We start from the raw sequence: 22,904 nt of genomic DNA on the forward strand, positions 1-22,904 counted from the left end.
GAGTTAATTCGATGGAAGATGTATTACGCTGGACGTTATTTGTAGTAGGAACCTTGGCGATCGCTGGGGTGTTAATTCATGGCTTGTGGGTATCTCGCAAGTCTTCGGGAAAATCAAAATCAAGAGCACAGTTTGAAGTTGGGCGTCACAAGGATGTAAACAGGGAACGATCATCAGAGCCTAGCTTTTCGTTAGATGATGATGACGACGACATGCATGAGATGAAAAGTGGTTTTGACGATCTCGGCGTGGGCCCAGTTCGGGTCGTCAGTAGTAACAAAGCTGCTACAGATGAAACTACGCCAGTACCGGTCGCTGATTCAGTGACAGATAACCAAAAAGATATTTCTAAATCCTTTGACGACGACCTAGCCTTTAGTGGTCAATCTCAGCAAGAACAGACGGCGGAATCTTCGACACAAAATGCATCGACGTTTCCAGAATCTGCTGATACTTCAGCTGACACTGCCCCCAAAGCAGCGCCTAAACCGCCCGTGACGCCGGGCAAGGTATATGCCTCAGTTGTGACACAGCCTAAGCCAGAATATACAGCACAACATCATTATGCCAGCGCGGGCAGTAAACCTTCGCAAGACATACCTGAGCCACCCACATTTCTGCTCAAAGGCAATGATACAGCGCAGACTCCTCAGCGGACAAAAACAGCAACTGTGGCACAAGAGACGCAAGAGCAAGCGGTGAACCAACAAGCTGTGAACCAAGATGTGGCACAAAAAGTTTTGCATACTCGTAAACAAGATGGTGCAGGTCGTAAACGAAGAGAGCCGAAATTTACTGAAGACCAACTTAATATTGATTTTGACGAACAACTTAGCACCAGCGATGCATCAGCAACTAAACCACAACAAAATGAAGCCTCGGGGAAAAGCCAAACTCCCACTCAAGATCAGCCACAAGAAGTGCTCGTGCTGAATGTTAAAACGGCGGATGACGCACCAATCCAAGGGGCTGCTTTGTTACCTATGTTGCTGACCTTAGGGTTTAAATTTGGCGATCAAGATATTTTTCATCGTCATGTCAACGCAAATGGCAAAGGGCCGGTACTATTTAGTCTGGCCAATATGTTTAAACCGGGTGTATTTGACATTGATAATTTAGAGAACTTCACCACCCAGGGGATCACCTTGTTTATGATTTTGCCTATTGAGGGTGATCCACATCAGGTTTTTAATATGATGCATAATGCGACGCGCAAAATTGCAGATGAATTTAACGCTCACATTCTTGATGGCCGCCGTAGCATGTTAACCAAACAAGGTTTGCAGCAATACGTTGAGCGGATCCGTGAGTTCGAACGTAAGAGAATGATACACCGCTAATTTTAGGGAGTTTACGCTCCCTGTTTTCTATGAATATCTTGGAACATTATATGTCTAATGCTTTGTCGCCTGCTCAACGGCTGACGCAACTTATCAACATCATCAATGAATACAACTATCAGTATTATGTGCAGGACAACCCCTCGGTGCCGGATGCCGAGTATGACCGTTTAATGCATGAACTGCTTGATATTGAGAAAGCTCACCCTGATTTACGTAGCCCCGATTCCCCCTCACAAAAGGTCGGCGGTGCAGCGCTTAGCGCGTTCGAGCAAGTTGAACATGAAGTACCCATGTTGTCTCTTGATAATGCCTTTGATGAAGACGATATGATTGCCTTTGAAAAGCGTATTAAAGACCGTTTAAAGATAACAAGCGAAATTAGTTTTAGCTGTGAACCCAAGCTTGACGGCTTAGCCGTGAGTATTTTGTATGAAAATGGAAAGTTGGTACGTGCCGCAACGCGAGGTGATGGTCGGGTAGGTGAGAACATTACTACCAATGTTCGTACTATCGCTAACGTCCCATTACGTTTACGCGGTGAAGATTTCCCCCAGCGTTTAGAAGTACGTGGTGAGGTGATCATGACCCGAGCAGGCTTCGAAACGTTAAACGTGGCGCAAATTAAAAAGGGTAAAAAACCATTTGTTAACCCCAGAAATGCCGCTGCAGGCAGTTTGCGTCAGCTTGACCCTAAAATCACAGCTGCACGACCTCTCTTATTTTACAGTTATTCGTTAGGTTTAGTTGAAAACGTACAGCAACCTTTAGCTATCACCCATTCTGGGCGCTTAAAACAACTCAGCGATTGGGGTTTACCCCTTAGTAAAGAGTTAGAGGTCGCTCAAGGTGCAAAAGAGTGCCTGACCTATTTTCATAAAATCGGTGCACTGCGCAGTGGGCTAAGCTATGACATTGACGGTGTCGTGTTTAAGGTTGACGAAATTGCAATGCAACAAGAGCTGGGCTTTGTTGCTCGGGCACCACGTTGGGCGATTGCCCATAAATTTCCTGCTCAAGAAGAAATGAGCACCTTGTTAGACGTCGAATTTCAGGTCGGCAGAACTGGCGCAGTTACGCCGGTTGCGCGTCTCGCTCCGACGTTTGTCGGCGGTGTAACGGTATCTAATGCCACATTGCACAATCAAGATGAGATCGATCGCTTAGGGATAAAAATAGGCGATAGCGTGATCATTCGTCGCGCAGGTGACGTTATCCCGCAAATCGTCGCTATTGTGGCTGATAAACGCCCTGATGATGGCACAGACATTGTGTTCCCAACAATGTGCCCAGTGTGTGGCTCTGCGGTAGAGAAACTCGAAGGAGAAGCGGTTGCGCGTTGCACGGGAGGCTTGTATTGCAAAGCCCAACGTAAAGAAGCCATGAAGCATTTTGCCTCACGTAAAGCGTTGGATATTGACGGTTTAGGCGACAAATTGATTGAACAATTAGTTGACGCTGACATGGTTAAAAGCCCAGCAGATTTTTTTGCGCTAGATATTGCGCCCTTAGCAAGCATGGAGAGAATGGGGGAAAAATCAGCGGTAAATTTGGTGAACTCCCTAGAGAAAAGTAAAAAAACCACGTTAGCCAAATTTCTATATTCCCTTGGTATTCGCGAAGTCGGCGAAGCGACAGCACAAAATTTAGCACTGCATTTTCTAACCCTTGAGGCAATAAAACAAGCTGATCTCGAAGCATTGCAAGGGGTATCCGACGTTGGGGTGATTGTGGCCCAGCATGTTTTTAATTTTTTCCAAGAAGAACATAACCTTGAGGTTATTTCGGCGCTACAAGAAGCCGGCGTGTATTGGCCTAAAATTGAAAAAATAGCGGTGGATCAGTTACCCCTTGCGGGGCAGGTGTATGTACTAACCGGAACACTGAATGTGATGGATCGCAATCAGGCTAAAGCTAAGTTGCAGAGCCTAGGCGCAAAAGTGTCCGGTAGTGTTTCAGCTAAAACAAACTGCTTAGTGGCAGGGGAAAAAGCCGGTTCAAAGTTAACCAAAGCACAAGATTTGGGTGTGAAAGTGATGAACGAAGATGAAATGCTCGCTATGTTTGCTGAGCTTGATGAGTAAGAAATGGAAACATCAGTTATCTTCGACGTTTTACGCACATTAACCCACTGGGTCAGCCCGTATTATAATGAAATTGCCATGACGATTGTGGCGACGGTGTTGGTTATTTATGGCGACATTCTAAATAAGAAAATCAAGCATATCTTATCACCGTATCATTTTTTGTTAAGAACCGTTGTGTTTGTACTGATCTGCGCCTTCGGTTACGGCGCGTTGGTGATATTTACCACACCCCATGTAAAGTTAACCATGATGATGATCCCCAGTGTGTATCGGGGAATAAGTATCGTAAGTATCTTTTTGCTGTTGGGCTATCTCGCCGAAAATAGGCGTTATATATAACGCTAAAGGAAGTCAAAACATGAATAAAACCAGCTAAAAGGCTGGTTTTTATTTTTATTGGGGGGACTTTAGTTTCGCTTTCTTGGCGGCGTATTTAGCTTGGCGAAGTTGCCATGCTTTCACGACTGACCAGCGCCAGATGTAATTTAGTCCGAAATAGCCAGCCAATCCAAAAAACACAGAACAGACACCACAGCCAAGCAAAAATGCGGGTCCTATGGTTTCGAGGCTTTGCACAACCCAGTCCCAACTCAATTGAAAATGGAAGGCTTGGGTATCTGTGCCTAAAATGGTTGCACCGACTAAGTATGCTCCGTAAAAAATCGGCGGCATAGTAAACGGATTTGTGATCCAAACCGTGGCGACCGACAGAGGTAAATTTACTCTAAGCGGTATGGCTGCTCCGGCTGATAACCACATTTGAAATGGCACAGGCCAAAAGGCAAAAAAGAGTCCTATCCCAAAGGCGCCAGATGCAGAACGACGATTTAGGTGCCAAAGATTGGGGTCGTGCAACAAGGTGCCGAATATCTTCAATGCTTTTTGCTTTTTAATCTTATGATGGTCCGGTAAAAAGCGTTTAATGAACTTTTTCAGCATGATTCCCTATAATAAGTTGAAAGGTGATACATAGGATGTGCCAAGCACTATGGACGGAAGACTTTTCAGTTTTATTGCAGCAAGTATGTCGGCTGTCATTTGGACCTCTCTTCCTGCGTTGGCCATTCTACCAATAATTTTAACCCTTGCCATACTGCTTTGGTGCTTCACAACGCATAATTCAACCTTAGCGACGATTAAATCTCTAGGCTGTTGTTCTTTGCTTGGTATTTTTTGGATGGCAAGTGTAGGGCATTGGCAACAAGCTTGGCAACTGCAAGAGAATGATTTTAAACAAGGTGTATGGGTAACTGGGGACGTAAAAAGTTTAATAGATGATGAAAATAGCACGCGGTTTAACCTGACTATCTTTAGCCTTGATAGTAGAGAACTGACGAGGGGTAAGCTTATTCGCGTTAGCTGGGCTAGACCCAAATGGCCGGTTAAACAAGGTCAACGGGTGCAGCTGTGGGTGAAGTTAAAACCACCCCATGGCTTAGCAAATCAAGGCGGTTTTCATTATCAGCAGTGGTTATTTAGTCAAGCTATCACAGCTACAGGTTATGTAAAAGCACATGAAAACAACGTGTTACTTACAAGTAAGGTCACACTGCGCCAGCGCCTCCTAGACGCCTTAATTGAACTAGAGTTACCAACAACGCCGTGGTTGGCCGCTCTTGCATTGGGACATCGCGGGCTACTCACACCAGATGACTGGTCCCTTGTGCAGCGGACCGGTGTTGCCCACTTAATCGCGATTTCGGGTTTACATTTAGCGCTGGTTGCTAGCCTTTGCTATCTGTTTATCGCCAGCGCGCTACTTTTTTGTTACCGAGTGTTAACCAAGACGCAAAATGCAAATTTCTACTTTATTAGCGTGCTTACTACGCTTTTCGCTACACTGGGCTATGCCTATTTAGCGGGCTTAGGGTTACCTGCTTTAAGAGCTTGGCTAATGCTGGCGTTAACGGCTTGTTTATTGTTAAGTCGTATTCATTGGCGTTTCAAGCGAATTTTACTGATAAGTGTGGCTGCTTTTATTCTGTTATTCCCTCTTAGTCTATTTGGCCAAAGCTTTTGGCTCAGTTTTGGCGCTGTATTAATTATCGGCTTCGTATTTTGGCGTTGGCCTGTACAACATCAGGAGTTTTCGATTAAAGGCTGGTTTGTTGGAATGTGCCGCTTGCAGTTGGCTTTAAGCCTGTTGATGTTGCCATTAGTGGCTTGGCAGTTTTCATTTATTTCTGTTGCCGCCCCTGTGATTAATTTGCTTGCGGTGCCCATTGTGACGTTGCTGATTGTCCCTTTGTGTTTATTCGCAGTGATTATGATGTTGTTGTCGCTACCTTATTGGCCGCAGCTTATGATGCTTATCGATTGGGGGTTACAATTTTTGCTCGAAAGGTTAAGTGATATGGGGGCATGGCCTGGGGCTGCATATTCTATTCAATCGATACCCGCGTTTGTGTGGCTCTGTTTTAGCATCGCGACATTAGTAATCTTGTTACCAAGAGGGTTAGTACCTCGCATATGGCCAGTGGTGTTTTGTCTTCCGTTATTGACTTATGCATTCACGCCAAATTCTCGAGCTTGGCAAATTAATGTGCTTGATGTGGGGCAGGGGTTGTCTGCTGTTTTGATTAAGAATAATCATGCTTTAGTTTACGATGTGGGCGCTGCGTATCCTAGTGGCTTTAATATGGCCGATAGTGTGTTAATCCCGTTTTTACGCAGCAAAGGATTGAAGCAGGTTGACACACTTTTTATTAGCCACTTTGACAACGATCACAGTGGAAGTTTGCCAATGCTGCGCGAAAAGATAGTGATTAAACATGTTTACACCACAAATGACGTTTGTAGACAAGGCCAGCAACTAAGTTGGCAAGGGCTAACTATTTTGGTCCTATGGCCTGACGAGCCGCAATGGTACAATGATAACAATGGATCTTGTGTCCTGAAGATCACTGATGGAAACTACAGCTTGCTACTGCCGGGCGATATAGATGCAACAATCGAAGCAACACTCGTTGCAGGCTATGGCAGCGCGTTACAGTCCAATGTTGTCATTGCGCCCCATCATGGTAGCAACACCTCGTCGTCGTTGGAGTTTATACAAAAAGTGATGCCTCAACAGGTGATTTTTAGTCAGGGCTATATGAACCGTTGGGGATTTCCAAAAGAGGCCGTAGTTGAACGCTACCAACAGGTTAGCCCCAAGATGTATCGGACCTCTGAGCACGGGCAAGTACAGATAACCGTTGATTCAGGTTCGGTTGACGTACATACATTTCGCCAAGATATCTACCCATATTGGTACGCAAATCAAACAATTGATTGAAAAGCGAACATTAAATAATTGATAGTTGGGGATTTTCACCCCAACAGTTACAATATCCCAGTGTAACCTTAACTAAGTCGAATTCTAACGCCTTCATGACTCATACTTTACCGACACAAAATGTATTCAAACGCTTCGCCGTTTATCTTAAAGATTTCAAGCTCGCTTTCGGTGTAGCCATTATTGGCATGGTGGGATATTCGCTTATTGATGCGTATGTCATCTCTCTGCTACAACCCATTATCGACGGCAATGGAGGAAAATGGGATTACGATTATTTGCGCTTAGCTGCCTATTTCGTGATACCTGTATTCATTGCAAGGGGGATATTTAACTTCATGGGCACCTATACCTTGTCTTGGATATCAAGCCAGGTGGTAATGAAGATGCGTGAGCAATTATTTCATCAATACATGCATTTGCCAGTATCTTTCCACGATCATCATCCTTCTGGTCAGCTTATTTCAAAGGTAATTTACGATACGGAACAAGTCGCAGGTGCTGCTGGCAAAGCATTTTTAACCCTAGTCAGAGAAGGGGCCTTGGTCTTTGGCTTGCTATTTTGGATGTTCTATCATTCATGGCAATTGTCGTTGGTGTTTATTTTGATTGGACCGCTTGTGGCGATGATCGTATCGACTGTGAGCAAGCGCTTTCGGTTGGTGAGTAAAAATATTCAGAAAGCGATGGGAAATTTAACCTCATCAGCAGAGCAAATCATTAAAGGCCATAAAGTGGTGTTGATGTTTGGCGGCCAAGATTTAGAAGCGTCACGTTTTGCCAAGAAGAATAATAATAATCGTCAGCAAAATATGAAATTGGTGATCGCACAAATCTTAAGCGTATCGTCGATTCAGGTGATTGCCTCGGTCGCTCTTGCGGTTGTGCTGTATATCTCAAGTAAACCGAATTTCATCACCGATTTAACCCCAGGTACCTTTGTCACGGTAGTGGTCGCTATGACCATGTTGCTTAAACCTCTTAAACAACTTACTACGGTAAACAGTGAGTTTCAAAAAGGCATGGCGGCGTGTGTGAGTATTTTTTCGGTATTAGACAATGCCATTGAAAAAGACACTGGCAGTAAAGCGCTTGATAAAGCTGACGGAAAATTAGCGTTTAAAAACGTCACCTTTCATTATCCGAACAAAGAAGAAGCGGCGTTATCGGATATGTCTTTTACCGTTGAGCCAGGAAAAACCTTTGCGTTAGTTGGGCGCTCTGGTAGTGGTAAATCCACCATATCAAGCTTGTTAACACGCTTTTATGACCCTCAGCAGGGTTCAATTCTGCTGGATGATGTGCCTTTAGAGGAGTTTAAATTAAAGGATTTACGTCGCCAGTTTGCGCTAGTTTCTCAGCACGTCACTCTGTTTAACGACACCATTGCCAATAATATCGCTTATGGCTCTGAGGGGCGTGTGACACCTGAACAAGTATTAGCCGCCGCGAAAACGGCCCATGCTATGGAGTTTATAGAGCAATTACCTAATGGTATGGAAACCCTAATCGGTGAAAATGGTTTGATGCTCTCTGGTGGGCAGCGTCAACGCTTGGCGATCGCTCGAGCGGTGTTATTGGATGCTCCTGTACTCATTCTTGATGAAGCGACATCGGCACTTGATACTGAATCAGAGCGATTAATCCAGGATGCTCTAGAAACCTTACAACAAGACCGTACGAGCATTGTTGTGGCCCACCGACTATCGACAATAGAAAGTGCAGATCAAATTTTAGTTATTGAAAAAGGCCGTATTTTAGAGCAAGGGAACCATGCGTCTTTGCTATCTAAAGATGGCGCATACGCCCAGTTGCATAAATTGCAATTTGGTGACGGGCAAACTGTCGCGTGAGATGGATAGAGCGCATCTGGTATCAGCGCCCGTGGTTTAAATGGCCGGGGATAATTGTATTGCTGCCTCTTACAGTTTTGTTTTGGGCACTTTCCACCCTTCGTCGACTGGCTTTTTCTCTTGGCCTGAAAGCATCTGTCAAGCTATCAGCCCCTGTGATTATCGTGGGCAATATTAGCGTAGGCGGCAATGGTAAAACACCTCTTGTTGTGCACTTAGCTGATTTTTTACAAGCGAATGGTTATCGTCCAGGGGTACTAAGCAGAGGATATGGCGGCAATAGTGCGGTATACCCGTGTAGTGTCACATCGGCAAGTCTACCAAGTGAAGTGGGGGACGAACCGGTGCTAATGCGACAACGCATTCATTGTCCTATGGTAGTTGACCCAGTTAGAGCACGAGGGGCCGAGCACCTAATCACCGAGCATCAATGTGATGTGATCATTTGTGATGACGGGCTGCAGCATTATGCGCTAAAAAGAGACATAGAAATCGTCGTAATGGACGGCAAGCGACGAACAGGAAATCATTTTTTGTTACCATCAGGCCCGTTACGTGAATCAGAAGCGCGCTTAAAAACAGTCGATTTTGTAGTCGTTAATGGAGAGCAGAGCAAAGAAGGCGAGTATCTTATGACCCTTACTCCAGGTGATTTGGTGAATCTCAAAAATCCAAAGCAACGTCTTGCTCTTGATGCGCTTGACTCGCCCGTTGTTGCTGCTGCTGGAATAGGTCACCCAGAGCGATTTTTTCGGTTATTGGGGCAATACCAAGTCGTTATGAAGAACTGCTTAAGTTTTGTCGATCATCACGCGTTTCAAGCCAGTGACCTTCCAAATGAGCGGGTTTTAATGACCGAAAAAGACGCGGTCAAATGCCGAGAATTCGCTCATGATGATTGGTGGTATTTACCCGTAGATGCCAAAATTGAAAACGAGTTTGAACAACAATTATTAACGAAATTACGCAACGTAAAGTAAAGTGAGATTAACATGGCGTTTGATAAAAAATTGCTCGAAATAGTAGCTTGTCCTGTGTGTAAAGGGCCGCTGATTTTAAATAAAGATGCCGATGGTAACGAACGCCTAGTGTGTCGCCTAGATCGTTTAGCTTATCCAATTGAACAAAATATTCCTGTGCTACTAGAAGCAGAAGCACAGGCGCTATCAAGTGAAGAATTAGAAAAAATCACATAGAAAGGTTGCTACATGAACTTTAACGTTATTATTCCTGCGCGTTATGCATCCAGCCGATTTCCGGGCAAGCCACTTGTTGAGATCAACGGAAAGCCTATGGTGCAACATGTTTATCAACGAGCCATTGAGTCGGGAGCATCAAACGTTATCGTAGCCACTGATGACGCCCGCATAGCCAAGGTAGTAAGTGATTTTGGTGGGCGGTATTGCATGACTGGAGCCCACCATGAATCAGGTACAGAGCGATTAGCTGAAGTGGTGGAGATGCAAGACATGTTAGCCCAAGAAATTGTGGTCAATGTGCAAGGTGACGAGCCCTTTATTCCCGCTGAAAATATACAACAAGTAGCGGAAAATTTACATCACCACCAACAAGCTGAGATGGCGACGTTAGCGGTAAAAATTGTAGACGTAGAAGAGGCGTTTAACCCCAATGCCGTTAAAGTAGTATTGGATAAACAAGGCTACGCCATGTATTTCACTCGAGCGACTATACCTTATGACAGAGCTCGCTTTTTAGACGAGGATATCATTGACGAAATTGGCGATTACTATCTTCGTCACGTGGGGATTTATGCTTATCGCGCTGGTTTTATCAAGCAGTATGTGAACATGTCTCCCTCAGGGCTAGAGCAAATTGAATCCTTAGAGCAGTTGAGGGTGTTGTGGCATGGTGAAAAAATTCATGTGGATATCGCCCGCAAGACTCCCCCCGCAGGGATTGATACGCCGGAAGACTTGAAACGGATTTTGGCTGACCCAAGTCTTCAGTAGTAAAGCGAACGCGATACGTTGTTCGCCTCTATCAGATACAGGAGAGCAATTATGATTAACGTCGTTATCACCGGTGCAAATCGTGGAATTGGACTTGAGTTTGTTAAACATTATTTAGCCCAAGGGCACCAGGTATTTGCATTGTGTAGAAATACCTCTGATACGTTGACCGCAAGCGGAGCTCAGGTAATTGACAAGGTTGATGTGGGTAATCCTCATTCGCTGCCGTTAGCCCTTGAAAGGCTCAACGGGGTGAAAATCGATCTGCTGATTAACAACGCAGGTGTGTTGGCAAATGAATCTATAGATGATTAGTCGCCTAACACCATTGAACAACAATTTTTGGTTAATGCGATGGGCCCCCTTTTAGTGACTCAATTACTCAAAGATCAGCTTGTTGCCGGTAGCAAAGTCGCTTTGATCACCAGCCGAATGGGCTCTATGACTGATAATACGTCAGGTGGATACTACGGCTATCGTATGTCTAAAGCCGCACTTAATATGGCTGGCGTGTCTCTTGCTCACGACCTTAAACCAGCCGGTATTGCTGTAGGGTTATTTCACCCTGGCTATGTGCAAACAGAAATGGTTAATTACGGTGGTGACGTATCAGCTCAAGAGGCTAGTGCTCGAATAATTCAACGCATCAACCAGCTAACGCTCGCCGACAGCGGCTCTTTTTATCACGCCAATGGTGAAATACTCCCTTGGTAAGCATTCATTACGTGTCATAGGAAACGTTTATGGTACCAAGTACGCTTAAAAAAATTCACTTGGGGGTATTTCCGACGCCCATTCATAAACTATCCCGCTTGTCTGCCTATTTAGGTGGCCCACAGATTTATATCAAGCGCGATGATCTAACCGGGTTAGCTTTAGGTGGTAATAAAACACGGAAACTTGAATACTTACTGGCCGACGCGTTAGGAAATGATAGCGATTGCATTATTACCGCTGGCGCTGCGCAATCAAACCACTGTCGACAAACTGCAGCGGCCTGTGCAACGCTGGGGCTAGAATGCCATTTAGTACTTGGGGGCCAAGCACCGAATGTGGCAAATGGTAATCTACTGCTTGATCAGCTCTTTGGTGCACATATTCACTGGAGCGGAGAGAATAGAAAAGGTGAAGACATTCCTAACATTGTGGCTACGTTACGCGAGCAGGGCCGAAATCCATATGTTGTGCCCTATGGCGGTTCTAATGCTATTGGTGCGTTGGGCTTCATCAACGCGTTTTATGAGCTAAACACACAGTGTAAGGATACCGCAATGCCATCTGAATTCTCCGATATTGTATTTGCCTCTAGCTCTGGTGCGACCCATTGTGGCTTAGTGTTAGGTAAAGAGATGTGCAGCGCAAGCAGTCGAATAATTGGCATTAATATTGATAAAAACGAGCAGGGTAAGGATGGTTACAAGTCGCAGTTACATACCTTAATAAAAGACACAGCGGATACCCTGTCGCTGGATTACCCCACTGATATTGATGAGATTCAATTGAAGGATGAATACATAGGGGCTGGCTATGGCGTAGTCGGCGAGTTAGAGCGAGAAGCTATCGCGTTATGCGCGCAACTTGAAGGTATTTTACTCGATCCTGTGTATACAGGGCGTGCTATGGGTGGGTTAATTGATATGATACGCAAAGAGCACTTTTGCGCTGAAAGCAATATACTATTTTGGCATACGGGTGGTGCGCCAGCACTCTTTTCCTATGCTGAGGTGTTGCAATCAAGATGAACGTTTTTTAATCAATTAATGCGATGTAATCTGGTTTGGCTCCGTTTTATCGTCCAACTGCACAATATGTGTGCAGTTCTGGGCATTTAGTGCTGGATAAAATTTTTCTGACGCACTATGGTTTATCTCCTTCTTTAGTATAAGAGTGTGGTGATGTTGTGAAAGCGTTGTTGGCGGTAAACGTCTTGTTTTGGCTGTGTGCGTCCTACGCTTATGCTGATCATAATGAAGAGGTAGAGCGATTTATTATCGCTGGACAAACGGCAACCTACGATTGTCCTAAAAGTGATATCACACCAGCACTCGATCGCTACTTAGCCAACCAAGATTTAGCCAAAGAGCAAAAAGATCGACTTAGCCTAATTAAATCACACTCTTTGATTTGTGTTGGCCAATATCACCATGCCCAAGATATTCTTGATACATTACTTAATGACGATAGCATTAATAAAGACAGTGCTTTGTATGCTGGGGCTGTTTATCAAGCGGGCTTTATTCTTGATGTGCAAGAAAACCCCAAACGTTGCGAATATTACGCTGAAGCACAGGACCTAGCACGAGACCGTTATTCAGATATTTATTTAAGTGCACAACTAGGTTTAATTACCGTGTGTAACCAAGATACCACTGATATATCGGTTAAATTAGGCAAATTGTATGCGTTGTTAGAGCGATTTGTAGAAATAGATGATGTGGCTGCTATTGCTCATATTCACAATAACATCGGTTTATTGTATGGCAGCATTGGGCAAAATGAGTTAGCCGCCGAGCAGTATTTAAAGTCCTACTACATGGGGCTAGAGGTTTACACAACGAGTAATCAACTGGCAACTCTGATTAGTGCAGTCAGTGCGAATATGGCCAGTGGCGATTTTGTGGCGGCAAAACAAAACATAGAAATATTTAGACAAGCAAACGTAGAGGTAAATACGCCATTGACCAACGCTTGGCTGCACTACGCTGAGAGCCGGTACTATTTTCGCTTGGAAGAATATGAAAATTTGCGCAATAGCTTACTTAAATTGCATTTTTACCTGCCTAAAGTCAGCAGTACTATTATCCATCGTAATGCCAAATTATATGCCATCGCGCTCTGTATACATGATGATGATGCACCCTGTGTCAATGCGTTTTTAACCCAACAAGAACAAATGAGCGAATCAGAGCATAAGCGCTTTTTGGCTAAGCGCGATTACCTTTGGGTCATGAGCCAAGCCTATTTCTACACCAAGAATATTGAAAAGGCTGAGAAGACATTTAGGTTGTATGCCAAATTAAGCACGCAACAAATCTTGGATCAGCAGCGCTCAGGTAGAGTATTGGGCGTAGCAAACTTACATGGTCAGATTACCTCTCTTGAGAACGAGCTATTAGAGCAAGAGTCGCAAAAATATCGTTCTATCGTGATGTTAACGCTAGGGTTTATTTTATTACTTGCTGGGGTTTACTTCTTTGTCGTTAAGCGCTACATCAGGCGCGTTAGCACGGACCCATTAACGGGTTTGCTTAATGAAAGAGCGGTCATTGCATTGATACGTCGTTTGCCCCAAGCCCATAGTAGTCGAACAAATGCTTTAGCCTTAATTGAAATTAGTCATATCCGACGAATAACAGCTAAATACGGACACATAGCAGCAGAGCGTGCACTGCAATCAGCGTCGGTGAGTTTGCGCAAAGTCACCAGAGAGGAAGATATTATTGGACGTTTGGGTAACGACCAATTTGTAGTGTGTTTGCGTAATATTGATGAATCCTTGGCGCTAGAATCATTCGAGCGCGTGCAAAACGCACTGGATGATTCCCACTTTATGACCAAAGCTGGCCAACAAGAAAATATAGAAAGCCAGCTCAGTGTTTATTTATCCGTTGAGGGGCTGTCTGATATTGATGATGTGCTAGCAGATATGCGCGGTTCGTTTCCTAACGAGGAAGCGTAAATGTCACAATCGATTTCGTTGATGCTTGTGGATACAGAGGCGCAAATAGCGCTTTGTCAGCCATTAATGCAGCAGCTTCGCCCCCATTTGACAAAGGGACAATTTATTGAACAGGTTCTGTTGCAGCAACGCCAAGGGTATCAATTACTCAAAGGAGAGTGTGCAGGGAAAATATGTGGACTCGCTGGCTTTTGGATAGGTAGCAAATTAGCCTGGGGCAAACATCTTTATGTGGATGATTTAGTCACAGACGAAAATATGCGCTCCAAAGGCGTTGGGGCTGAAATGCTGAATTGGTTGGAACACTACGCAAAGAGTATGGGTTGCGCTCAGATACATCTTGATTCAGGCGTGCAGCGCTTTTTAGCCCATAAATTTTATTTGCAAGCAGGTTTCATTATTGCCAGCCATCACTTTACTAAAGTGCTTTAGAAAGCCGAAAAGTCTCAACTTATGCGTTTATTGTTACCGCTAAAATATTACGACGAAGCAGGGCGAATTAAACCCTCCACTTCATTTTTATGGTGCTTGTTTTACCTTTGTCGACCTTTCTGGGTGTTTGTAGCATCACTGACGTTTCGTCAAGACAGCGGGGCGTTATTAACACTCTTTTATCCGGATAATTATTATTTTTACCTTAGCTTGGGAATAGCATTTCCAGCGTTGCTAGTAGCGTTACTGATCAGTTTTCGAACTAAATTATGGCATTCCCGAGCTCGATGTGTGTTTCAAGCCATCGTGCCTTTAGTCATGTTAAGTCTGATATCGGATATTGGCTTTCATGTGTCTATGGCGTTTAAGCAGCACTGGGAGTTTTCTTGGCTTGTTGCGTTAACACTGCTGTTGGATTGTATTTATCTGTACTGGGTAAAAAAGAATCTTCATCTTAGATTAATGGCCCAAGATTGGGCGAAAGAATAGATCTGCATTTCTGCCAGGTCATTAGAATGTCAACTTAACTGCTCAAGCGCTATCGTACTCAAGCAGTTATTAAAACCTATTACTGAAGGTTGTTTGCCACCGCATGTTCAAAGTAGTTTTTCACGCTAACTTGACTGTCATTTACCAGACGCTGATAACATATGCCCGCAAACGCGTAGGTGCTTCCTGAATACTCTAGCACCACATAAGGCGCGCTTTTGTCAGACTCATCGTATTTCCAAAAGCCTCCTACCTTATTGCGGAACAGCTCACCTACATAGGCTCCATAGATATTACAAATGGTAAATACGGCATTATCTTCCAACGCTTGAGATTCATACTTTCCTAACCAGTTTAAAATAACATCGTCCACCAAGGATAGGCTTTGCTCTGTTTCATCTAATATAACACCAAATTCTTGCTTCGTTGTCTCTATAGCGTTCTGGGCGCTATCGATCATCAGTTGGGTGAGTTCTTCTTGGGTCATTTGCATGTCGGTCTCCGAATTTGACGTTATTATTCTTGAAATGAGGTGTTAAAAGCGCTTTGCTGAATAAGTGTTTGATATAGCAAATTGGTACCTGGGCCACAGGAATCAGGCTTTGGTTTTACAACATAGCATATCACCGGGCGCAAGCTACTGCCTTTAATGGCTAAACGGTGTAACGATTTGTCAGCAACCAGATGGGCGATAATAAAGTCAGGAAGCCAGCAAAAACCAATATTTTCAAGCAATAAATCTATTGCTGTCTCAAACGAGCTCACTGTCCAGCGTTGTTCTGATTTTAACCAGCCTTGTTTTTCGTTGGGGGTTTTAGACGTATCTTTAATGACAAGTTGTAAGTGTTGCTGCAAGTCATTTAGATCAACGGGTCCCTCAAGTGACGCTAATTCGTGCTGTGGATGGCATACTGGATGCAGTGAACATTCTGCAATTGGCTCGCCTAAAAAACCTCGTGGCATCATTGGCGAAATGACCAAATCTGCCCAGCCCTCGGTTATTGCTTCTTCTGTGCCGGTTAGCACCGTCTCTATAATACGTAGTCGACTGCCACGACTCGCTGGATAAAAGGTTTTCAGCGCTGGGTACAAAAACTTTTTAGGGTAGGCTAAGTCCACTGCTATGGTAATTTCGGGCTCCCAATCCTGGTTAATGTTCGCTGCTAACTCTTCTAAATCTCGCACATTTTGAGTGAGATGACGAGAACGACGCAGCATAACCTCACCGGCTTCTGTTAGAAACGCTTTTCGTCCTTTAACTTCTAGCAGTTTTACGTCAAGTTGATCTTGCAGTTTGGCGACGGCGTGATTTAATGATGATTGGCTTTTATTCAAGTGATTCGCGGCGTGGGCATAGCCACCAAAATCGACAACTGCTTGTAAAATACGCCATTGTTCAATGGTTGTTTTCGCACGATACATTAGATTTCTATTTTTTCGAAAGAATAGGTCTATGCTAGGGAGAGTTGGCGCTAAAAACAACTCAGATTGATCTTAAAACGCTGCTTTGGCGTAATTTATTCATTCTATGTTCAATTTCTGACGCTATGCGCTATCACTCGTTACTACCTCTTTCGGCAATTTTATCGATTTGCATTATGTCTTTGCTGATCACATTGGACATTGTACCTACTGGTATGCTCATGCTTGAGCAACTCAAAATGGCATTTGAAGATCACATCTACGTATTGATTTTAATCATTATTCTGGCTGAATCGATAGTATATGTGGGATTTTATTTTCCAGGTCAATTTTTTGCTGTTTTGCTCGTGGTGTTAGCTAAACCTGAGTGGACAGACATTCTATCTCTGACTTTGTGTATGGTCTTGGGGGCGACCCTTGGCTCGGTGATCAACTATTTTCTTGGCCAGCGCTTTGCGCAAACGGCTCATCCCGCCGACGAAGAGATGAAAGAAGGCACGCGAAGCATGAACAGGGAAGGGGGAGAACAACAACCCCGTGCTCGCACGTCATACTCACTTAAGTATCTACTTATCGCCATGATCCACATTAATTCATTGGCGTTTTACATGTTCAAACAAGGAGAGCAAAACCGCGCTTTTAAGATCGTTTGGTTTGCCGGATTGCTAAATTTACCTTACTACTTACTGCTGATTTTTGCCACGTCGACGTTAAGTGAGCAAGTGTTACAACTGGCAGAAAACACCTCTATTTTATTGGCAATCCTCTCTATTTGGTTGTTGCTCTGTCTCTATCTAGACTACAGAAACTATCAACAATGATTCTACCTAGGTCTAAGCGCTGGCATTTATGATGCTGGTGTTTTCTTTGCTCTCTCTATTATTCTGTGAATAACCCTTGCTGTAGCCACGAAACCGAATGTCGCCGTAACGGCGACAGACGCGCCAAATCCGTTATTGCAATCTAGTTTTACACTGCCATCGGCTAAATTCTTTGTCTGACACACGGAACCATCGTCTTGAGGGTAGCGCAATTGCTCTGTTGAAAAGACACATTCGATTGCAAAGCGGCGCTTTGAATTGGTGGTAAAACCGTATTCTTTGCGCAAAATATAGCGCAGTTTAGCGGCTAATGGGTCTTGAATTGTTTTGGCTAGATCTGCTACTGCAATCTGTGTCGGGTCGATCTGACCGCCGGCGCCGCCGACTGTAATGATCGGAATTTTATTGCGTTTACAATGAGCCACCATGGCGGCTTTGGCTTTAACGCTGTCTGTTGCCTCGACCACGTAACTCATACTTTTATTAAGCAGCTCTTTAGCATTGTCTGGGGTGACAAAGTCCTCGATGACATCAACTTGACACTCGGGATTTATTTGCAAAATTCTCTCGCGCATAGCATCGACTTTTGCTTCGCCTACTGTGTTTTGCAGTGCATGAATTTGCCTGTTGGTATTGGTGACACAAATATCGTCTAAATCAATTAAGGTGATATGGCCTACAGCACTTCTTGCTAATCCTTCTGCCACCCATGAACCAACGCCACCGATACCGACCACGCACACATGTGAATTTCGCAATATTTGTGTTTCGTTTACACCATATAACCTTTGTGTGCCGCCGAAGCGCTGTGAAAATTGACTCATAATAAAAGGGAAACCGCATCTAAGTTTAAACGGGGAGTATATCAGGGCACAGAAGCTTGTTTACAACCTCATTTCACGAGTTTTTACCCTTGTTATTTTTCTATCTCTGGAAAAATGGAGAATTTTAAAGCACAAAGTCAGATTTTATTTGTTGAGCGTAATATAAATGGCACAGTGATTGAATAAGTATGGTGCTTTTAATACTATTTGCACACGAAAAATAAAGTCGTCCAAGATTCAGAAATTATAAAGGAAAGTGAAATGAAACCAGTTGTTTTAGCCGGTGGTAGCGGAAGCCGTTTATGGCCTAAATCTCGTGCGGCATTGCCTAAGCAGTTTTTACGCTTAACGTCGAATTTGACCATGCTACAAGATACTGTCGCGCGTCTGGAGGGCACACAAGCTGAAAAGCCAATTGTAATCTGTAACGATTCACATCGCTTTCTTGTCGCTGAACAGCTACGTCAGCAAGATATACAACACGGCGGGATTCTTTTAGAGCCAATGGGCCGTAACACAGCACCTGCTATTGCACTTGCTGCTTTGCATGCTTCTTTAAAGGGGGAAGATCCAACTTTACTAGTGTTAGCAGCTGATCACCTAATCAATGATAACAAGGCGTTTCATAAAGCGATTGCCCAAGCCGAAGTATTGGCAGAGCAGGGTAAACTTGTCACATTTGGTATTGTTCCTGATAGTGCGCACACAGGATACGGCTATATCCGCAGCGGCGATAAGGTGCTAGAAGCTGAAGTGGGCTTTGATGTGGCTGAATTTGTCGAAAAACCCGATGCAGCAACGGCTAAACAGTATGTGGACTCTGGTAATTATTTCTGGAATAGCGGTATGTTTTTGTTTAAAGCGAGCCGTTATTTAGAAGAGCTGGAGAAGTACGCCCCTGACATGTTAGATATATGTAAGCGCGCCATTGCCACAGAAGCGCCAGATTTAGAGTTCGTGCGAGTCGATAGTGATATTTTTGCTACCTGTCCTGATGATTCCATAGATTATGCTGTTATGGAAAAAACTAACGCAGCGGCCGTTGTTCCTTTAGATGCAGGGTGGAGTGACGTAGGTAGTTGGTCCTCACTATGGGAAACAGCAAAAGAAAAAGATGACAATCAGAATGTGATTATCGGCGATGCCATATTAGATGACGTGCACAATAGTTATATTAATGCTGAGCAGCGCCTCATTTCAGTTGTAGGGCTAGATGATGTTGTGGTGGTGGAAACCAAAGACGCTGTCTTAGTGGCGCATAAAGATAAAGTGCAGAACATCAAAAATGTGGTCAATAAGCTCAAAGCGGAAAAACGCCCAGAGTTTGAATTTCATCGTGAAGTATTCCGTCCTTGGGGAAGCTATGACTCTATTGATAACGGGGAGCGTTTCCAGGTGAAGCGCATTACCGTGAAGCCAGGAGAGAAACTTTCTGTGCAAATGCACCACCATAGAGCTGAGCATTGGATAGTCGTAGCAGGTACCGCTAAAGTGACTAACGGTGATGAAACCTTATTGCTATGCGAAAACCAGTCCACTTATATACCGGTAGGGGTTATTCACGCCTTGGAAAATCCAGGGAAAATTCCATTGGAGCTTATCGAAGTGCAGTCAGGTACGTATTTAGGCGAAGACGATATTGTGCGTTTTTCTGACCGTTATGGTCGCGTCGAATCCTAATTTGCAAACAGAATTGATGAGGAGTTATCAATGAAAATTACCTGTTTTAAAGCTTACGATATACGCGGCAAGCTTGTCGAGCAGTTAGATGAAACCGTAGCCTATCGAATAGGCCGCGCCTTCGCAGAGCATTTTAGTGCAAAAACTGTGGTTGTCGGTGGCGACGTTCGTTTGACGTCTGAGCCGCTCAAACTTGCCTTGTCAGCAGGATTGCTTGACGGTGGTGCTACCGTCAGTGACTTAGGCATGACGGGAACAGAAGAGATTTATTTCGCGACTAAGCATTTAGGCGTTGATGGTGGTATTGAAGTAACGGCAAGTCACAACCCAATTGACTACAATGGTATGAAGTTGGTCAAAGAAGGCTCTCGTCCCGTTAGTGGAGACACCGGATTATTTGCAGTGCAAGCGTTGGCTGAAAGCTACACTGAGAGCGAAGTCGAAGCTGGTTTAGCAAAATATTCCCAAAAGCGTGTTAGCGCAGATGATTTTATTCAAGGTAAATGTAGTATTTCGACTGTAAAGTTACAGGCCAGTGGTCAATATCAGCTTGTATCTATCATGGATGCTTATGTTGAACATATGCAAAGCTATGTTAATTGCGACAACTTCACGCCTTTAAAGTTGGTGGTTAATGCTGGAAATGGCGCCGCCGGAAAAGCGCTCGATGCGATTGAAGCAGCCTTCATAGAAAAGGGTGTGCCCATTGAATTTGTTAAAATTCATCATGAGCCTGACGGCAAGTTTCCTAATGGAATACCAAACCCACTGTTACCCGAAAGCCGAGCCGATACCGCTAATGCCGTAATTCAACAACAAGCAAATATGGGAATAGCATGGGACGGAGACTTTGATCGTTGTTTCTTATTTGATGAGAAAGGTGATTTTGTTGAGGGGTACTACATAGTTGGTTTGCTTGCTCAAGCGTTTTTGGAAAAAGATCCCGGTGCAAAAATTATTTATGATCCTCGGGTTTATTGGAACACAGAGGATATCGTTAAATCTGCCGGTGGTGTGCCAATAAAAAGTAAAACGGGCCACGCGTTTATCAAAGAGCGGATGCGAGCAGACGATGCAGTGTATGGCGGAGAAATGAGTGCGCATCACTACTTTCGTGATTTTGCTTATTGTGATTCGGGTATGATCCCTTGGTTGCTAGTCGCTGAATTACTTTGCTTGCAGAATAAACCACTATCGGAGATGGTCGCTCAACGGATCGCTGCTTTTCCATCATCAGGTGAAATTAACTCTACATTAGCGGATCCCGATGCTGCAATTGCTAATATTTTGCAGACATACGAGGAGCAAGCGACAGTTGTGGATTACACCGATGGTATTGGCTTAGAGTTTGAAAACTGGCGTTTCAACTTACGTAAGTCTAATACTGAACCGGTTGTAAGATTAAATGTAGAGTCACAAGGTGACATACAACTCATGCAGGCTAAAACGAAAGAGTTATTAGAAATACTTAAAAAGAATTAGAAAGAAATAAAAAGTGCGGTAACGACTTGTTCGTTATCGCACTCAACACGCTTTCGAGATAAAAAAAATAGCGCCTATTGGCGCTATTTTTTTATTGTTAAAATTGCAGCTTACTTGTCAATTTTATTGTATTTACGTTGTGCTTCGCCGGTATAAAGCTGACGAGGACGTCCAATTTTTTGTCCTGGTTGGCTTAACATTTCATGCCAATGAGATACCCATCCTACTGTTCTCGCTAATGCAAAAATACAGGTGAACATATTCGTTGGAATACCGATAGCTTTAAGAATGATACCCGAATAAAAATCGACATTCGGGAATAATTTCTTCTCTGCGAAGTACGGGTCACTAAGAGCGATACGCTCTAATTCCATTGCCACATTCAACAAAGGATCGTCAATGTTCAATTCGGCTAATACTTCATGGCAGCTTTCACGCATCACGGTAGCGCGAGGGTCAAAATTCTTGTAAACACGATGACCGAAGCCCATCAAACGGAAGGGGTCATTTTTATCTTTCGCGCGCTCAATAAATTCAGGGATACGGTCCACTGAACCAATCTCTTGAAGCATATTCAGACATGCTTCGTTAGCACCACCGTGTGCCGGTCCCCAAAGAGAAGCAACACCTGCCGCGATACACGCATAAGGGTTAGCACCAGATGAACCTGCTAAACGTACGGTAGATGTTGAAGCATTTTGTTCGTGATCCGCGTGCAACGTGAAAATTCTATCAACTGCACGAGCCACTACTGGACTGATTTTATAATCTTCAGCAGGCACAGAGAACATCATGTTTAAGAAGTTTTCAGCGTAAGACAAGTCATTACGTGGATAGACAAATGGTTGACCAATATTGTACTTGTAACACATGGCAACCAAGGTCGGCATTTTCGCGACTAGACGATATGCACTACGTAGTCGTTGATCTGCGTCTGAAATATCTAAATCATCATGGTAAAACGATGCCATAGCTCCTACGGTTCCGCACAGCATTGCCATGGGGTGCGCGTCGCGACGGAAGCCACGGAAGAAGTTATTGACTTGATCGTGAACCAAGGTATGGCGAGTAATCGTCTCTTTAAACTCAAGATATTCTTCGGTAGTTGGCGTCTTGTCATGAAGCAACATGTAGCATACTTCGATGTAATCAGCGTCGCGGGCCAAATCTTCGATAGAATATCCGCGGTGCAGTAAAATACCTTTTGCTCCGTCAATGTATGTAATCGACGACTCACAAGAACCTGTCGCCATAAAGCCCGGATCGAAAGTGAAATAACCGCTGGCACCCAACGTACGTACATCGATTACATCATGCCCTGCAGTACCAGATAGAATCGGTAGTTCAACCTCTACATCACCTGCTTTCAAAGTGGCTTTATTGTCTGCCATGTATTGCTCTCCTCAGAAATGTTCTGTTTGCGATAAACCGCATTTTATGATGATTATCGGGAAAAATTGGCGCTATTTGTACTCAGGTTCACGCCATAAGTCAATTTAAAACCATTTTTGCTTAATAATTATTCACATCCATTCTACCCTGTTTATT

General features: G+C 44.0%; 20 protein-coding genes and 1 pseudogene. 16 read left to right on the forward strand and 5 right to left on the reverse strand.

Features of this window, described 5'->3' with window-relative positions:
* Positions 1 to 11 precede the first annotated feature (11 nt).
* Genes zipA through FX988_RS00300 form a run of 3 tightly spaced genes read left to right on the forward strand, consistent with a single transcriptional unit; the run spans position 12 to position 3,766 of the window.
* Positions 12 to 1,340 carry a cell division protein ZipA gene (gene zipA, locus FX988_RS00290; protein WP_160177804.1) on the forward strand — a complete coding sequence of 443 codons (1,329 nt, stop codon included), beginning with the start codon at positions 12 to 14 and terminating at the stop codon, positions 1,338 to 1,340.
* Between the two features lie 50 nt (positions 1,341 to 1,390).
* A complete protein-coding gene (gene ligA, locus FX988_RS00295) occupies positions 1,391 to 3,424 on the forward strand; it encodes an NAD-dependent DNA ligase LigA (protein ID WP_160177805.1) in 2,034 nt (677 codons plus the stop codon).
* 3 nt (positions 3,425 to 3,427) lie between these two features.
* A complete protein-coding gene (locus FX988_RS00300; protein WP_160177806.1) occupies positions 3,428 to 3,766 on the forward strand; it encodes a DUF3392 domain-containing protein in 339 nt (112 codons plus the stop codon).
* Positions 3,767 to 3,820: 54 nt separating this feature from the next.
* On the opposite strand, the gene FX988_RS00305 is transcribed toward FX988_RS00300, so the two are convergent.
* Positions 3,821 to 4,366: a DUF2062 domain-containing protein gene (locus tag FX988_RS00305; RefSeq protein WP_160177807.1), complete on the reverse strand. Its 546-nt coding sequence runs from the start codon at positions 4,364 to 4,366 to the stop codon at positions 3,821 to 3,823.
* A 49-nt stretch (positions 4,367 to 4,415) separates the two neighbouring features.
* On the opposite strand from FX988_RS00305, the gene FX988_RS00310 reads away from it, so the two are divergent.
* The 10 genes and pseudogenes from FX988_RS00310 to FX988_RS00355 all read left to right on the forward strand — a co-directional run bounded on the left by FX988_RS00310 (position 4,416) and on the right by FX988_RS00355 (position 15,127).
* Positions 4,416 to 6,704 carry a DNA internalization-related competence protein ComEC/Rec2 gene (locus FX988_RS00310; RefSeq protein WP_160177808.1) on the forward strand — a complete coding sequence of 763 codons (2,289 nt, stop codon included), beginning with the start codon at positions 4,416 to 4,418 and terminating at the stop codon, positions 6,702 to 6,704.
* Positions 6,705 to 6,799: 95 nt separating this feature from the next.
* Positions 6,800 to 8,557, forward strand: a complete 1,758-nt coding sequence (gene msbA / locus FX988_RS00315) for a lipid A export permease/ATP-binding protein MsbA (RefSeq protein ID WP_160177809.1) — start codon at positions 6,800 to 6,802, stop codon at positions 8,555 to 8,557.
* The gene (lpxK, locus tag FX988_RS00320) at positions 8,554 to 9,537 is read left to right on the forward strand and encodes a tetraacyldisaccharide 4'-kinase (protein ID WP_160177810.1); all 984 of its coding nucleotides are present in this window, start codon (positions 8,554 to 8,556) and stop codon (positions 9,535 to 9,537) included. The genes msbA and lpxK overlap by 4 nt, the downstream gene beginning before the upstream one ends.
* 12 nt (positions 9,538 to 9,549) lie before the next feature.
* The gene (locus FX988_RS00325; RefSeq protein WP_160177811.1) at positions 9,550 to 9,753 is read left to right on the forward strand and encodes a Trm112 family protein; all 204 of its coding nucleotides are present in this window, start codon (positions 9,550 to 9,552) and stop codon (positions 9,751 to 9,753) included.
* A 12-nt stretch (positions 9,754 to 9,765) separates the two neighbouring features.
* A complete protein-coding gene (gene kdsB / locus FX988_RS00330) occupies positions 9,766 to 10,527 on the forward strand; it encodes a 3-deoxy-manno-octulosonate cytidylyltransferase (protein ID WP_007991542.1) in 762 nt (253 codons plus the stop codon).
* Positions 10,528 to 10,578: 51 nt separating this feature from the next.
* Positions 10,579 to 11,241: pseudogene (locus tag FX988_RS00335) on the forward strand (SDR family oxidoreductase).
* Positions 11,242 to 11,270: 29 nt separating this feature from the next.
* On the forward strand, positions 11,271 to 12,269 hold the full coding sequence (locus tag FX988_RS00340) for a D-cysteine desulfhydrase family protein (RefSeq protein WP_160177812.1): 999 nt from the start codon (positions 11,271 to 11,273) through the stop codon (positions 12,267 to 12,269).
* 158 nt (positions 12,270 to 12,427) lie between these two features.
* Positions 12,428 to 14,206, forward strand: a complete 1,779-nt coding sequence (locus tag FX988_RS00345; protein ID WP_160177813.1) for a GGDEF domain-containing protein — start codon at positions 12,428 to 12,430, stop codon at positions 14,204 to 14,206.
* Complete coding sequence (locus FX988_RS00350; protein WP_160177814.1) at positions 14,207 to 14,638, forward strand: GNAT family N-acetyltransferase; 432 nt, start codon at positions 14,207 to 14,209, stop codon at positions 14,636 to 14,638.
* A 21-nt stretch (positions 14,639 to 14,659) separates the two neighbouring features.
* Positions 14,660 to 15,127, forward strand: coding sequence for a DUF2919 family protein (locus FX988_RS00355; RefSeq protein WP_160177815.1), 468 nt, complete (start codon positions 14,660 to 14,662; stop codon positions 15,125 to 15,127).
* A gap of 79 nt (positions 15,128 to 15,206) precedes the next feature.
* On the opposite strand, the gene FX988_RS00360 is transcribed toward FX988_RS00355, so the two are convergent.
* Complete coding sequence (locus FX988_RS00360) at positions 15,207 to 15,620, reverse strand: hypothetical protein (protein ID WP_160177816.1); 414 nt, start codon at positions 15,618 to 15,620, stop codon at positions 15,207 to 15,209.
* A 23-nt stretch (positions 15,621 to 15,643) separates the two neighbouring features.
* Positions 15,644 to 16,549, reverse strand: coding sequence for a LysR family transcriptional regulator (locus tag FX988_RS00365; protein WP_160177817.1), 906 nt, complete (start codon positions 16,547 to 16,549; stop codon positions 15,644 to 15,646).
* A gap of 125 nt (positions 16,550 to 16,674) precedes the next feature.
* Here FX988_RS00365 and FX988_RS00370 point away from each other — a divergent pair, with 125 nt between their 5' ends.
* Positions 16,675 to 17,370, forward strand: a complete 696-nt coding sequence (locus FX988_RS00370) for a hypothetical protein (protein WP_160182045.1) — start codon at positions 16,675 to 16,677, stop codon at positions 17,368 to 17,370.
* A gap of 26 nt (positions 17,371 to 17,396) precedes the next feature.
* Here FX988_RS00370 and tcdA read toward each other — a convergent pair whose 3' ends face one another.
* Complete coding sequence (gene tcdA / locus FX988_RS00375) at positions 17,397 to 18,194, reverse strand: tRNA cyclic N6-threonylcarbamoyladenosine(37) synthase TcdA (protein WP_160177818.1); 798 nt, start codon at positions 18,192 to 18,194, stop codon at positions 17,397 to 17,399.
* Positions 18,195 to 18,455: 261 nt separating this feature from the next.
* On the opposite strand from tcdA, the gene FX988_RS00380 reads away from it, so the two are divergent.
* Positions 18,456 to 19,874: a mannose-1-phosphate guanylyltransferase/mannose-6-phosphate isomerase gene (locus tag FX988_RS00380; RefSeq protein WP_160177819.1), complete on the forward strand. Its 1,419-nt coding sequence runs from the start codon at positions 18,456 to 18,458 to the stop codon at positions 19,872 to 19,874.
* Positions 19,875 to 19,904: 30 nt separating this feature from the next.
* A complete protein-coding gene (locus tag FX988_RS00385) occupies positions 19,905 to 21,356 on the forward strand; it encodes a phosphomannomutase CpsG (protein WP_160177820.1) in 1,452 nt (483 codons plus the stop codon).
* A gap of 110 nt (positions 21,357 to 21,466) precedes the next feature.
* Here FX988_RS00385 and gltA read toward each other — a convergent pair whose 3' ends face one another.
* Positions 21,467 to 22,747 (reverse strand): citrate synthase, encoded by a 1,281-nt coding sequence (gene gltA, locus FX988_RS00390; RefSeq protein ID WP_160177821.1) that lies wholly within the window; start codon positions 22,745 to 22,747, stop codon positions 21,467 to 21,469.
* Between the last annotated feature and the right edge of the window lie 157 nt (positions 22,748 to 22,904).

Source organism: Paraglaciecola mesophila (assembly GCF_009906955.1).
GTDB lineage: Bacteria > Pseudomonadota > Gammaproteobacteria > Enterobacterales > Alteromonadaceae > Paraglaciecola > Paraglaciecola mesophila_A.